Origin of the sequence: Nitrobacter sp. TKz-YC01 (assembly GCF_047824785.1) — a bacterium.
Taxonomy (GTDB): Bacteria; Pseudomonadota; Alphaproteobacteria; order Rhizobiales; family Xanthobacteraceae; genus Nitrobacter.
This window is the reverse complement of the sequence record NZ_CP181167.1, coordinates 3346008-3359858: the sequence shown is the minus strand read 5'-3', so window position 1 is coordinate 3359858 and position 13851 is coordinate 3346008. Positions and strand designations below refer to the sequence as shown.

Annotated in this window: 11 protein-coding genes and 4 pseudogenes; 6 read left to right on the top strand and 9 right to left on the bottom strand. The window is 61.3% G+C overall.

Annotated features, from left to right (window positions below):
- Positions 1-6: 6 nt before the first annotated feature.
- The 4 genes from ACMYR2_RS16050 to ACMYR2_RS16035 form a co-directional block, all read right to left on the bottom strand.
- On the bottom strand, positions 7-1686 hold the full coding sequence (locus ACMYR2_RS16050) for a long-chain fatty acid--CoA ligase (RefSeq protein ID WP_347264771.1): 1680 nt from the start codon (positions 1684-1686) through the stop codon (positions 7-9).
- Positions 1687-1995: 309 nt separating this feature from the next.
- On the bottom strand, positions 1996-3372 hold the full coding sequence (locus ACMYR2_RS16045) for a serine hydrolase (protein WP_347264770.1): 1377 nt from the start codon (positions 3370-3372) through the stop codon (positions 1996-1998).
- 242 nt (positions 3373-3614) lie between these two features.
- Complete coding sequence (locus tag ACMYR2_RS16040) at positions 3615-5444, bottom strand: glucan ABC transporter ATP-binding protein/ permease (protein WP_416193291.1); 1830 nt, start codon at positions 5442-5444, stop codon at positions 3615-3617.
- Positions 5445-5558: 114 nt separating this feature from the next.
- Positions 5559-6620 (bottom strand): ABC transporter substrate-binding protein, encoded by a 1062-nt coding sequence (locus ACMYR2_RS16035; RefSeq protein WP_347264025.1) that lies wholly within the window; start codon positions 6618-6620, stop codon positions 5559-5561.
- Between the two features lie 229 nt (positions 6621-6849).
- Here ACMYR2_RS16035 and ACMYR2_RS16030 point away from each other — a divergent pair, with 229 nt between their 5' ends.
- Together ACMYR2_RS16030 and ACMYR2_RS16025 are read left to right on the top strand one after the other, a co-directional pair.
- Positions 6850-7431 carry a YqaA family protein gene (locus ACMYR2_RS16030; RefSeq protein ID WP_347264039.1) on the top strand — a complete coding sequence of 194 codons (582 nt, stop codon included), beginning with the start codon at positions 6850-6852 and terminating at the stop codon, positions 7429-7431.
- A 144-nt stretch (positions 7432-7575) separates the two neighbouring features.
- Positions 7576-8162 (top strand): annotated as a pseudogene (locus ACMYR2_RS16025) (IS630 family transposase); the annotation flags it as partial.
- A 3-nt stretch (positions 8163-8165) separates the two neighbouring features.
- Here ACMYR2_RS16025 and ACMYR2_RS16020 read toward each other — a convergent pair.
- Positions 8166-9348: pseudogene (locus ACMYR2_RS16020) on the bottom strand (IS701 family transposase); the annotation flags it as partial.
- Between the two features lie 332 nt (positions 9349-9680).
- Here ACMYR2_RS16020 and ACMYR2_RS16015 point away from each other — a divergent pair.
- The 4 genes from ACMYR2_RS16015 to arsC are packed head-to-tail and all read left to right on the top strand — an operon-like array spanning position 9681 to position 11980.
- The gene (locus ACMYR2_RS16015) at positions 9681-10025 is read left to right on the top strand and encodes a metalloregulator ArsR/SmtB family transcription factor (protein ID WP_347265390.1); all 345 of its coding nucleotides are present in this window, start codon (positions 9681-9683) and stop codon (positions 10023-10025) included.
- An 11-nt stretch (positions 10026-10036) separates the two neighbouring features.
- Positions 10037-10501 (top strand): ArsI/CadI family heavy metal resistance metalloenzyme, encoded by a 465-nt coding sequence (locus ACMYR2_RS16010; RefSeq protein ID WP_347265389.1) that lies wholly within the window; start codon positions 10037-10039, stop codon positions 10499-10501.
- Between the two features lie 19 nt (positions 10502-10520).
- Positions 10521-11579 (top strand): ACR3 family arsenite efflux transporter, encoded by a 1059-nt coding sequence (arsB, locus tag ACMYR2_RS16005; protein ID WP_347265388.1) that lies wholly within the window; start codon positions 10521-10523, stop codon positions 11577-11579.
- On the top strand, positions 11576-11980 hold the full coding sequence (arsC, locus tag ACMYR2_RS16000) for an arsenate reductase (glutaredoxin) (protein WP_347265387.1): 405 nt from the start codon (positions 11576-11578) through the stop codon (positions 11978-11980). Before arsB ends, arsC begins: the two co-directional genes overlap by 4 nt.
- Before the next feature lie 48 nt (positions 11981-12028).
- Here arsC and ACMYR2_RS15995 read toward each other — a convergent pair.
- The 4 genes and pseudogenes from ACMYR2_RS15995 to ACMYR2_RS15980 all read right to left on the bottom strand — a co-directional run.
- Positions 12029-12274: pseudogene (locus ACMYR2_RS15995) on the bottom strand (IS481 family transposase); the annotation flags it as partial.
- Positions 12275-12351: 77 nt separating this feature from the next.
- Positions 12352-13106, bottom strand: a protein-coding gene (locus tag ACMYR2_RS15990; RefSeq protein WP_416193290.1) for an IS5 family transposase whose coding sequence is annotated in 2 segments (ribosomal slippage) — positions 12352-12773 and positions 12773-13106 — 756 coding nt in all. Because the reading frame shifts where the segments join, the coding sequence is not laid out codon by codon here.
- A gap of 169 nt (positions 13107-13275) precedes the next feature.
- A complete protein-coding gene (locus ACMYR2_RS15985) occupies positions 13276-13608 on the bottom strand; it encodes a hypothetical protein (RefSeq protein ID WP_416193289.1) in 333 nt (110 codons plus the stop codon).
- Positions 13609-13616: 8 nt separating this feature from the next.
- Positions 13617-13790 (bottom strand): annotated as a pseudogene (locus tag ACMYR2_RS15980) (transposase); the annotation flags it as partial.
- Between the last annotated feature and the right edge of the window lie 61 nt (positions 13791-13851).

Sequence of the window (13851 nt, the reverse complement as noted above, 5' to 3'; positions counted from 1 at the left end):
TCCGCCTTACGCCGCCGTCGTGTTCTCGCGCAATGCGCGGCGGAGAATCTTGCCGACATTGGTTTTTGGCAAGGAATCGCGAAACTCGATTTGCTTGGGCACCTTGTAGTTCGTCAGTTCCGTCCGGGCGAACTTGATGATTTCCTCACGCGTGAGATCAGGATCCTTCCGGACCACGAACGCCTTGACCGTCTCACCCGACCTCTCGTCCTTGACCCCGATCACGGCGCATTCCAGCACGCCCGGATGGCTTGCGATCACGTCCTCGATTTCGTTCGGATAGACGTTGAAACCGGAGACCACGATCATGTCCTTCTTGCGGTCGACGAGCCGGGTGTAACCGTCCGCGGACATGACGCCGATGTCGCCGGTGCGGAAGAAGCCGTCCGCCGTCATCACCTTCGCGGTCTCGTCCGGCCTGTTCCAGTAGCCCGGCATGACCTGCGGCCCGCTGGCGCAGATTTCTCCGGCCTCGCCGAGCGGCATTTCTCTGCCGTCATTGTCGCGGATCGAGATGTATGTCGAGGGTAAGGGAAGCCCGATCGAGCCGGAAAATTTGTCGCCGTCGGCGGGATTGCAGGTTAGCGTCGGCGAGGTTTCCGAAAGGCCGTAGCCTTCCAGCAGCGGGCATCCCGTCACTTTCAGCCATCTCTCCGCCACGGCCTTCTGGACGGCCATGCCGCCGCCGATCGACGCCCTGAGCCTGGAGAAGTCGACCTGCTCGAAACCCGGCGCGTTGAGCAGAGCGTTATAGAGCGTGTTCACTGCCGGGAAGCAGTGGATCTGATGCTTCCTCAGCTCCTTCACCAGTCCGGGAATATCGCGTGGGTTCGGGATCAGCAGATTGACCCCGCCCGCGCGCATTCCCAGCATGAAGCACGCCGTCAGCGCGAAGATATGATAGAGCGGCAGAGCGCAGACGATGAAAAGCTGATCGATCACCGGCGGCTTCTTCAGCACCGGCTGCAGCCACGCATCATTCTGCAGCATGTTGGCGAGGATGTTGCGATGAAGGAGCGTCGCTCCCTTGGAGACACCGGTTGTGCCGCCGGTATATTGCAGGAAGGCCACATCGTCAGGCGCGAGTTCGGGCCGGACCAGCGTCATGCCGCGCCCCGCGGCTAGGGCGTCGTTGAACTTGACGGCGTGCGGGATGGATGATGGCGGCACCATCTTTTTGATGTGGCGGACAACGAAGTTGACGATCAAGCCCTTGAAGCCGAGCAGGTCGCCCATGCTGCCGACGATGACGTGCTTGACGGCGGTTTTACCGATCGCCTGCTGCACCGTCGCTGCGAAGTTTTCCAGCACGATGATCGCTTCCGCGCCGCAGTCCTTGAGCTGATGTTCAAGCTCGTGCGGCGTGTAGAGCGGGTTGACATTGACCGCGGCATAGCCGGCGCGCAGCACGGCGACTGTCGAGATCGGATACTGCAGCACGTTCGGCATCATCAGTGCGACGCGCGCGCCCTTTTTCAGTCCCAGGCTTTGCAGGTAGGCGCCGAGAGCAAGCGACGTCTCGTCGAGCTCGCGATACGTCATCGCCTTGTCCATGCAGATGAAGGCTTTGCGGTCGCTGAACCTGGCGAAGCTTTCCTCCAGCAACTCGATCAACGATGCGTATTGCGAAGCGTCGATGTCAGCCGGCACGCCTGCGGGATATTGCCTGAGCCAGATGCGATCCATGTGACGTCCCGGTGATCCCGTGTTCAAGGGGAAGAGAATGTGTTGTGCAGGGAATATCGGGCAAGGCGGCGGTCAAAGGCAAGCAGTTGCGCGATCACGACGCGCGAATACCACCGCCGCAAGCTTAACGGTTTATCCCGTCGGCTGGCCCGAAACGGTCTGGTGGCCAAGGTGCAGGGTTCGCCTGTGCGGCGTTTGCGGCCTGCTATTGTAGCGTTCGAACGAAGCGGATGCCGGTTCGCGTGAAGAAAACGCGTTAAAACAACAATCTGGAGCTTCGCTTCTGAGTCAATCAGAAGCGAACGCGCTCTAGGGTTTGGACTTGCTTTCGGCGGTTTTGGGCTTGGCGGATGAGCCGGCGGCGGGCTTGCTATCGACCGGAGGCTTCGTGGACTTCGGTGGGGACTTGGGTGTCGACTTAGGTGTCGACTTGGGGTTGATGGTGACCGAGACCCGATTGTTTGATTTTTCCTTGGCGTCTGCTTTCGGCGCGGGTTTGTTCCGGGCGGTCTTGCCGGGCTTCTTGCTCTTCGGCGGAGCGTCGCGCGCGGCATCGGCTTCCGCCGCGGCCGCGATGGCGGCGCCGGTGCGCGTCGGTCCGGTATAGACAATGACGGGATCCGAGGGCGCCGGAGCGGCGGCGATCATGTCCACCGGCCGGAGCGTTGGCGGTTGCGCGCCGGTCGCGAAGAACGACATCACGGCGGCGCTTGTCGCCGACGTGTTGGCGACGACATCGTTATCCTCGTCGCTGGCGGGATGCTTTCGTTTCGGCCCGCACATTTCATCGCGCAGATTGGGAGGCGTCGCCGCGATCGGCGCCAGCCTGTCGACGGTGCCGAGCGCCGGCCGCAGCCACGACAGCGAATTATTGGCGAAGCCGCGCTCCAGCATCTGCGCGGCGCGCACAGCCCGCATCGTACCCGACGATGCGCCGAGCACCACCGCGATCAGACGCTTGCCGTTCTGCGTGGCGGACGCGACGAGATTGTAGCCCGAGGCGCAGATGAAGCCGGTTTTGAAGCCGTCGGCGCCCGGAAAGCGTCCGATCAGCTTGTTGAAGTTGTGCGTCACCCTGCGGCCGTAGCGTATCGAGGGGATGTGCACGAAGTATTCGTATTCAGGCAGATCGTGAATGAAGGCGCGCGCGAGAATGGCCATGTCGCGTGCCGAGGAAATCTGGCCGTCGGCAGGCAGACCGTTCGGGTTGACATAGCTCGACTGCGTCATGCCAAGCCGCTGCGCGGTCGCATTCATTTCGGCTGAGAAACCATCGATCGAGCCGCCGACGCCTTCCGCAAGCACCACGGCCATGTCGTTGGCCGACTTCACCATCATCATCTTCAGCGCGTTGTCGACGGTGACCTGGGTGCCCGGCCGAAAGCCCATCTTCGAAGGCGACTGCGCGGCGGCGGCCGGCGATACCGTCAACAGCGTGTCGAGCGTGAGGCGCTTGTGCTTGACCGCCGTCAGCGTGACGTAAGCCGTCATGAGCTTGGTGACCGAGGCCGGATACCAGGGGAAGGTGGCATTCTCGGCTTCCAGCACCTTTCCGGTATCCGCTTCGATCAGCAGATGCGCTTCGGTGGCATGAGCCGCGCGAAATGGCGTGAGCGCAACCAGCACCACGGCCGCGAGGACGATGCGGATCGGTAGCCATTTGCGAGGGGCGATGGAAGAATGCACGGTCGATCCGGTCCTTTAAGGCCCTCTTTCGGCAAGAAGGCCTGCTTCTCAAGCATTTTCCGGCTACGTGGAGTCCGGTCAGGCGTCAGAAAATGCGCTCGATTGATAGCTGCGCGCCGTCTGATCGCAAACCGGCATCCACTTTTGCGGAATACGCTCTAGGTTTCAAGCGTGTCCGGGCGGCGCGTCGCGACCGCTCCAATCTATACCGGCTCGACAGGCCAGAACAGATGGTCAGCAGCTTAATTCCCCAACGAAAGGGGCCGAATTTCGACGGCCGGGTTGGTTCGCGATAATGACGGGTCTGCCTCGGTACTCTCCTGCGTCATGAATTGCGCTTTCGCGAGTTGGGCGAAATGACCTACGTTCGCCAGGAGTTCGCTGAAGGTTCCGCTTTCGATCACGCGGCCGTCCGCGAAAACCAGAATTCGCGCGGCGTTCCTTATGGTGGACAGCCGATGCGCGATGACGAATGTCGTGCGTCCCTTCATCACCTCGTCGAGGGCGGCATTGACCTTGGCCTCGGTCACGGCGTCCAGCGCGCTGGTCGCCTCGTCGAGGATCAGGATCGGCGGATCCTTCAGCAAGGCGCGGGCGATCGACAGCCGCTGCCGCTCGCCGCCCGACAGCATTCGCCCGCGCTCGCCGGCATGCGTGTCGAACTTTTTCTCGCCGCGTTCGATGAAGTCCAGCGCCTGGGCCCGCCCTGCGGCGAGCCGCATTTCCTCTTCGGTGGCGTCGGGTTTGCCGACGCGGAGGTTCTCGGCGATCGAGCGGTTGAACAGCAGCGGCTCCTGGAACACCACGCCGATGTTTCGCCGCAACCCGCTGAGCGTGAGATCGCGAATGTCCATGCCGTCGATCCTGATGACGCCGGATTGCGGATCGAACGCCCGGTGCAGCAGCGCGACGGCGGTGGACTTGCCCGCGCCGGTCGGGCCGACCAGCGCGATGGTCTCGCCGGGCGATGCGACAAACGACAGGTTTGCGACCGCCGGCCTTTTGCTGTCGTAGGAGAACGACACGTCGTTGAATTCAACGCGTCCCTGTAATCGTCCGGGATCGACGGCATCGGGCCGGTCGCGCACCGCCGGAACGGCGTCGAGCACGTCGAAGAACTCCTTAAGGCGCGGCGCCTCCATGAACACGCTGTTGATGAAGGAAACGACCTGTTCGAGCCTCTGGATCAGCATGGTGGCGAAGCTTACGAACATCACGATCTCGCCGATCGACGTCATTCCCCGCTGGTTCAGCGCGATGCCCGCGGTGAAGATCGAAAGAATGGTGATGGTGGTGGAGGCGCGCGTCATGACGGTGACGACGGCCCACCACGACAGCACCGGCATCTGCGCCGACAGCAGCTTGTCGACGACGAACCGCAGGCCCTGCACCTCGGCATCGACGCGAACAAAGCTCTGCACCAGCGCGACGTTGCCGAGGGCGTCGGAGGCCCGCGCGGAAAGATCGCTGAAATGCGTCTCCACCTCGTTCTGCATGTCGAAGGTTTTGCGAACCACCAGCGTCGTCAGCATCGTGAACACGATGCAGAGTGCGAACAGAAGGATCGCCAGCCGCCAGTTGATATAGAGAGACAGCGGCAGCAGCACGACGAGCGACATCATCGCCGCGAAATGCTCGCGGAAAAACCCCAGCCACAGCCGCCACAGCGCGTCCGTGCCTTGCAGCATCACCTTCATCAGCCGCCCCGAATGGGTGCCGGCGTGGTAAGCGAGCGGCAACTGCATGATGTGCTCGAAATAGCCGGTCAGCACGGCCTGACGCTGGCGATGCGAGAGACGGTCGGCCTGCAGGGCCACGGTCACTCCGCACAGGATCGTGAACAGGCCGAAGGCCGCCCACACCGCCAGCAGCGGCCAGGGTGACGTCGAAGCCATTCCAGGGAAGCCGGAGGCCGGATTGCCCGACAGGACGTCAATGATGCGGCCGAACAGCACCGGCTCGGCGAACTGCGCGCCCGCCAGCAGCAGGTTGGCGCCGGCCAGGATCCAGCCGAGCCGCGCTTCCGTGCCGAGCAGTTCGAGAACGCGCGTATAAAGGCGGACCATCGACATCAGGCAAGGCTCTTGTGGATCACGATACTATAGGTTTTCGCAGATGAAGGATCCGCCGGACGGGAGGCGGCATCTAATCAGAGGCAGGCGATGGAATACAGCGGCTCGTGCCGCTTACTCGGCTTGAGTGATCCTGCGGTCGCTGGCCGGGGGCAGAAAACTGCCGTCGAAGATATCCGTGGCCGACGGACGATCGCGGAATTCGAAATCCTCGGCGATCTGGTCGAGCAACGTCTCGAACCGGGCCGGATCGATGCCGCCGATACCGCTATGCCTGACCTCGCTGGTGAGGATATTGTCGCTGAGGACCGTATGCAGGCGTTCCAGTTCCACAGCGCGTGATCCGCCGTCCATCTGAGCCAGGACGTCATCGATGGCCCGCGCGGGCTCCCTGACGGCGAGCCGCAGGCCGGCGATCACCGCGCGCACGAACGCCTTCACCGCTTCCGGCTTGCCGGCGGCGAATTCCGGGTTGACGATCAGCGCCTTGCCGTAGGCGACGCAGCCATAGTCGGCAAATCGCAGCACCGCGATATCGTCGGCCGGGATACCGCGATTGCGCAGGTCGATCGCCGACAGGTACGACAGGCCGGATATGGCGTCGAGTTGGCCCGCCGAGAGCATCGGTTCACGAACGGCCGGGCCGATCTGCTGCAGCTTCACGGTTTTGAGCTGCAAACCGTTCCGCCGCGCCAATGCAGGCCACAGCCTGATGGAAGGATCGCCGTCGATGACGCCGACCGTCTTGCCCTCGATGTCGGCAAGCGCGTTGATGCCCCGGCTCTTGCGCGCGATGAAGGCGTAGGCCGCCTTGTCGAACAGCACGAACACCGCCTTGACCGGGGGCGCGCCCCGCTGATCGCGAAAGCGGATCAGGGCGTTGATGTCCGCCAGCGCCAGTTCGTTCGTGCCGGCCGCGACACGCGCGATCGCCTCCGCGGTGCCGGCGGCCGTGGTCGTCGTGACGCTCAGGCCTTCCGCGCGGAACAGTCCCCGGGTCGATGCCAGAACGACCGGAGCCACGGCGGCATCGATCGGGCGGTCGAGTGAGAACCTGATCCGGGTCGGCGCTCCGGCGTCGGCCCCGCTGCCCGCGACCCCGGGATATGCGGCATCGACCGCGCTCACGAGCACAAGCAGGATACACCAGAGACGACGCAAAGAACGCGCTTGCATGAAAATACTGCGGCAGTTTGGTGGCTGGGGCCGCTGCGCGCGACCGTAACGCGGTGCACTCTATCAGAGGCAATCTGAATGCGCGATGACCCCTGTGATATCTCGCGCGTGAGGCTCGAATTTTTTACACCGGGTCGATCATGGCGATCGGCGTTCGCCGGTTGTGCGGGCCTTGCCGAATCTTCGTGTGAGCCATGGACAAATCGGCCGCGGAATGGTTGATCGCGCCATGCTGAGACGGATCTACGACTGGTGCATCGCCGCCGCTGACAAGCCTCATGCGCTCTGGATTCTGGCGGCGGTGGCTTTCGCTGAAAGCTCATTCTTTCCGGTGCCGCCCGATGTCATGCTGCTGCCGATGGCGCTGGCGCGGCCACGGCGCGCCTGGCTGTTTGCGACCGTATGCACGATCGCCTCGGTCGCCGGCGGCGTGCTCGGCTATGCAATCGGTGCGCTCCTCTATGACTCGGTTGGCCAGTGGCTCATTCATCTTTATGGGCTTGGCGACAAGGTCGAGGCGTTTCGCGCGTCATATGCGGAGTGGGGCGCGTGGATCATCATCGGCAAGGGCCTGACGCCGATTCCTTACAAGCTCGTCACCATCACCTCGGGTTTTGCGGGATACAACGTCTGGCTGTTTATCCTGTGCTCGATCATCGCCCGCGGCGGCCGGTTCTTCATCGTCGCGGTCGTGCTCGACCGTTACGGTGAAGCCATTCGCCGCGAGATCGAAAAGCGGCTCGGTCTCTGGGCGGCCATCGGCGCTGTCGTTATCGTCCTGGGATTCGTGATCGCGTTCCGCTTGATCTAGAGCATATCCTGTGATTGATGAATTGATTGTGATGTGACGTCTGGGCTCTGTGCTGATTCGACATCCGCCTTGCAGGAGGTGAAGACGGGAAAGGCATTGAGCGGGGATCTTCGATCGCGTGTCGTGAAGGCGTCGGATGAGGGCATGTCGGCGCGGCAGGCCGCGGCCCGGTTCGGGGTTGGGATATCGAGCGCGATCCGATGGATCGCGCGGGCAAGGATCGGCGAGTTGATGCCCCGCCCGCAAGGTCGTCGCCGTGCTTCCAGTCTCGATGTGCATGAAGCCTTCATCGTGGGGCTGATCGAGGAGCGCAAGGACATCACGCTGAACGAGATGGTGGAGCGGCTTGCCATCGAGCAGTCTGTGAAAATCAGCCGAAGCGCCTTGAGCGCCTGGTTTCGCGGGCACGGCTGGACGTTCAAAAAAAGTCCGCACATGCACTGGAGCAGGACCGCCCCGACATTCTGAGGCGTCGGCAGGCCCGGTTCGAGGGTCAGCTCGATCTCGACCCGGCGAAGCTCGTCTTCATTGATGAGACCGGCCTCTCCACGAAGATGACGCGCCTGCGCGGACGAGCGCCGCTCGGTGAGCGTTGCCGGGCCGGCGTGCCGCATGGGTACTGGAAAACCACCACCTTCACCGGCGCGCTGCGGCTGACCGGCATGACCGCGCCCTTCGTCTACGACGGCGCCATGAATGGCAACGTGTTCCTGGCACTACTTTGGCAGATTTATTCACGCCGCTACATTTCGTCGATTTGTCTTCTGCAGTATGAGCATCGCTGATTTGTTGGTCGAAGAATGAGTTCGACGATGGCGCGGCGCACGGTCGGCAAACTCGGCGGTGGGCCGTTGCTTCTTTTTTTCCGCCCCGCTGCGATGAGGCGGCGGGATTGAAGGAATGCGCAGGCGATCATCGTCATCAAGGCATGCCGGTGTAGCCCAACCCACGACCTGCCTTCAAAATGGTCGAGCCCGAGTTCTTCCTTCAATTGCCGATGCGCCTGTTCACAGATCCGCCGCGCCTTGACGGCAGCCGCCAGCGTCCTGAGCGGCACGCCAGCGGGCAGGTTCGAGACGTCGTACTTCTGCTCTCCGCCCGGTCGTCGTTCACCCAGGACCCACACTCCTGCGCCAGGCATGCGCTCAACACCTTTATCGAACACGCGGTGCCTTGGGCCGTCCGCAATGCGAACGCGTCGTGCCGCGAACAGGCATGTCAGCGGACCCTTCGTGCCCCGGCGCCAGCTGATCTTCCGCCACTTTTCGCCGATGAGCGCCGTTTCGGCAGAGACCGGCGACATATCCGGGATATGGTGCTTCCGCGGCTTGCGAGCCTTCTCCGTCGGAAGGATCATCGTGACATTGCCCGGATAGACTTTCTGATGGCGCGACAGACCAACTGCCCACAACAGATCACGTTCGCTCAAAGCATGACGGAACGGCGCGCTCGATCCGTATCCCGCGTCCGCCAGCACGCAACCGAATCGAACGCCGGCGGCGATCACGCGATCAATCTCCGCCAGCGCGATCTCCGGCTCGGACCGCGCCCCGCAATGCTCGATCGGAACACCGGCACGTTTCAAACGCGCCGGATCGCTCGTCCAGCTCTCGGGCAGAAAGAGCCGCAGGGCCACCATGACAGGCACTTCACCGCGCGCAAGTATCAGCGACACCAACGTTGGCAATTGGCCGTCTTGCCAGGAGTTGATGCATATTGCGGAGCGACGCCAACCAAACGATCACCCCTCTTCGGCGGCGACGTGTCGTCGATGACCAGCACGGCATTGTTGCCGCCGACCAGCCGGTCGGCCTGAACCAGCCGTTCCGCTTCCAACGGCGCGGCGTCCCAGACGCCATCAGCAATAAAGTGGTGCAGCTGGTCATAGTCGCCCGGCGCCAGCCGCGCCGTCATCGGCAAGCCTTTCCGACATCGCCAATCTTGTCAGCGTGCTGGAGCACCCGCAGCTTGTGGTCCACATCTCGCCGAAACTTGTGCATTCCGATCATCCTTCCTGCCATTGAGGCTCAAGAGAAAGGATGTCTCGCAAGTCTGTACATTCCTACAACGGACTATTTCGTGTTGATCGTTAACAGTCTGCTTGAGAATTGGGCTGGACCTGGATTCCGGTATTGCTGCGAATAAAATTCACACTTTGGATGTGGACACGCAAGCGACGAGGGCGAATGGCCAGGGTCGCCCGGAAAACGACATTGACACATGGCATATATTTCAATATTCGTTGAAATATGGAAAAGATGGATGCCGTGAGTGCTCTGGCGGCGCTCGCTCAGGATAATCGGCTCGATGTATTTCGCTTGCTCGTACAGGCGGGACCGGAGGGTTTGACTGCGGGGGCGGTAGCGACAGCGCTCGACCTCTCACCAAACACCCTCACGTTTCATTTTGATAGGCTCCGCATGGCGGGCCTTGTCACCGCGCACCGTGAGGGTCGTTCCGTGATCTACACGGCGCAGTTCGACAAGATGAACGAGCTCTTGGGTTTTCTTACGGAGAACTGCTGTGGAGGGGCACCTTGCGTCTCCGCTGCCACTTGCAAACCATCTCGCAGTCGCACGAAAAGGCTAGCCTGAAAGGAAAAGCTATGAAGCGCCTTCACGTTCATGTCGCCGTCAGCGACCTCCAGCGGTCGGTTGGCTTTTATTCTGCTCTCTTCGCCGCTCAGCCTGCCGTCCTGAAATCCGACTATGCGAAGTGGATGCTTGATGACCCCCGCGTCAATTTCGCGATCTCAACGCGCGGCAAGCAAGCGGGGCTGGATCATCTCGGCATTCAGGTCGAGGACCAGAACGAGCTGCAGGAAGTGTATGCGAGGCTTCGCAACGCGGGCGGGGAGATCATCGAACAGGGAGAGACGGCGTGTTGCTACGCCAAGTCGGAGAAGTCGTGGATTGATGATCCTGCGGGTATCTCCTGGGAGACCTTCCACACCACAGGCGAAAGCATCACTTACGGTGACGGTACGGGGGAGCGCGACGCCCGTGTTGCACACGAGAAGGAAAGTTCCTGCTGTGCTGCTCCGGCACCCGCGGCGACAGCTTGTTGCTGACCCGGAGAGGCTTCTGCTGATGTCCATCTTCGAGCGATTCCTGACGGTCTGGGTCGGACTTTGTATCGTCGTCGGCGTTGCCCTCGGGCACCTGATGCCAGGCACATTCGCCGCGATCTCGGGTTGGGAGGTGGCGAAGGTTAACCTGCCGGTGGCGGTGCTGATCTGGCTGATGATCATTCCTATGCTGCTAAAGATCGACTTCAACGCACTTGGAAGGGTGGTTGAGCATGCGCGAGGGGTCGGCGTGACGCTCTTCGTGAACTGGGCCGTGAAGCCGTTCTCTATGGCGTTGCTGGGCACAATCTTCATCGGCCATGTCTTCGCGCCCATGCTGCCATCGGAGCAAGTCCCGTCCTACATTGCAGGGCTGATCCTACTCGCTGCCGCGCCATGCACGGCGATGGTGTTCGTCTGGTCCAACCTTGTGGACGGCGAACCTCACTACACGCTGGGTCAAGTCGCATTGAATGATCTGCTGATGGTGGTCCTATTCGCTCCGCTAGTCGGCCTGCTCCTCGGGGTGGCGTCCATCTCGGTGCCATGGGCGACGCTGGCCTTGTCTGTGCTACTCTACATCGTGGTGCCCGTAATCCTTGCGCAGGTCTGGCGTCGGTCGCTCATAGCTCGGGGTGGTGACGCGCTCGGTCGGACCCTCGGTCACCTTCAGCCGTTCTCCCTGATGGCTCTGCTGGCGATACTGGTGCTGCTCTTCGGCTTCCAAGGCGAGCAACTTCTGGCGCAGCCCCTCGTGATTGCGATCCTTGCTGTTCCGATCCTCATTCAGGTCTACCTGAACGCCGGTCTGGCCTATGTGCTGAGCCGCCACCTTGGTGTGGCTTGGTGTGTCGCAGGCCCGGCGGCCCTGATCGGTGCGAGCAACTTCTTCGAACTGGCGGTTGCTGCAGCCATAAGCATCTTCGGCCTGAACTCGGGGGCTGCTCTGGCGACGGTGGTAGGCGTCCTCGTCGAGGTGCCGGTGATGCTTTCGGTCGTCAAGATCGTGAAGGCTTCTCGCGGCTGGTATGAGGCGGGAGCCAATCAACCCGCTGCCGATGTGTTGAAGGTGAACGGATGACGATCACGATCTACCACAACCCCGACTGTGACACGTCCCGCAACACACTGGCGATGATCCGACAGAGCGGTGAAGAGCCGGAGATCATAGAATACGTGAAGAACCCGCCGTCGCGGACCAAGCTCATGGAACTGCTCGTGGCCATGGCGATGTCGCCGAGGAATCTGCTCCGGAAGAAGGGAACGCCATACCGCGACTTGGGGTTGGACCGCTCTACGTGGAACGACGACGAACTGATCGACCAAATGCTGGCGCACCCCATCCTCATCAATCGGCCGATCGTCGTGACGGACAAGGGAGTGGCGCTCTGTCGTCCTTCCGAAGTCGTCCTCGATCTTCTCCCGAACCCGCACATAGGCCGCTTCGTCAAGGAAGACGGCGAGATCGTCGAGGCTCACTGAGTGACTGAACTGCCTAACGTCCGATGCTGGAAGCCAAACGGCTGCTTCGGGCAGCAGCGTGTGCCGCCGGAAAGCAACGATGATCGCCTCATCTTCAATGGAAAGGACAGTCGACTTGGCTTCCTTGGGGCCAGTCGGAAGATCGGTGACGGTCTCGCGCTGCTTCCACTTCGCGACCGTCTTCTGGTTGATCCCGTAGCGCTTGGCGAGACCTCTTAGGCTCTCTTGACTATTTTGTATTGCTCGACGGACTGCCTCCGTCGTCGTGGCGCAGCCGTGTAAAACTTGTCCCATAGCGCTTCCTTCGAATCGTGCGATAAGGATGCTCCATCAAAGCTTGGGACTAAACAACTAGGTTCAGGACTCATTGATCAGATCCAGAAGATGACGGTTGCTGCGATGCAGATAGCGGAGAAGAATGTGTGAGCGCATCGATCGTAGCGGGTGTGGATGCGCCGCCAGTCCTTGAGCCTGCCGAACGCATTTTCGATTTTGTGCCGTTGGCGATAGAGAATACGGTCATGTTCGATCGGCTTTGCGCGGTTGGACTTGGATGGGATGCAGGCCGTGATGCCGCGGGCCGCGAGCGCCTGGCGGAACCAGTTGGCGTGATAGCCCTTGTCGCCGAGCAACTGCTTGGCGGGCGGCATCGCATCGATCATCAACGCGGCCCCTTTATAATCGCTCATCTGGCCTTCGCTAAGCAGCATGATGACAGGGCGTCCCTGACCATCGCAGACGGCGTGCAGCTTTGAGTTCAGACCGCCCTTCGTGCGCCCGATACGTCGGGGAACAGGCCCTTTTTTAAAAGGCTTGCAGCGGTGCGATGCGCCTTCAGATGGGTGGCGTCGATCATTAACCGCTTCGGAGCGCCACCCTTACGAGCCAGTTCGGCAAATATCTTGTTGAACACACCAAGACGGCTCCAGCGCACAAAACGATTGTAGACGGTCTTGTGCGGACCATACTCACGCGGCGCATCGCGCCAGCGCAGCCCGTTCCTGATGACAAAAATGATGCCGCTGATCACCCGCCGGTCATCAACCCTCGCAACTCCGTGCGACAATGGAAAATACGGCTCGATCCGGCGCATCTGCGCTTCGGTGAGCAGAAACAAATCGGACATCGCGCGTCTCCCAGCAACGCTAATGAATCAGTCCAAACACCTCTCCGCAAGAAATTAATGGGTCCTGATCCTAAATTAGTGCGAAGTCAATCGGAAACCTAATCATCAACAACTTTGTTTTTCCTACCGTAGATGCAGGCGTATCAGGGGAAACAGCGTGTTTTGACTGCTAGCAGGCTGTTGAAGAAGTATCCCGCTTGGCTTTGAGAACGGCTTCGTTACCGTTGTGATAGGCAAATTCAATCTCGATCGAGCCGTCGTCGAGTAATTCGGCTGATCCGTCGCCGGAGACTTCGTCCATTTCGTCGAAGCCTTTCCAGGTGAATCCGACTGAAGCTCGGCTATATTCGACGTCCAGCCCGGCTTGCAGCGCGCCGAAAGCGATTTCGCCGTGCCCGTTCGCTCGAATGATGAGCGTCGCCAGGCCGCAGAGGTCGAGATACTGGCGATCCCAGATGTCGGCCTCGACGATCCGCCAACGACCGACGAGTTTGCAGTTCATCGACGCTCTCATACGGGCGCCGCCATGAGATTCCGCAGCCGCGTCAGACTGTAGGCGGTGACCGCGAAGGCGAAGGCCCAGCCGACGCGCTCGCGCCCTCGATATTTGGTCTTCTCTTGTCCGGCGACCGTCTTGACCCAGCCGAAGGCTTCCTCGATCCGCTTGCGGATACGCTGGCTAATACCAAATCTCGGAGAGCGTGACTCTGTATGGCTTTTCGAATCAGCGGCGGGCTGATTCAAG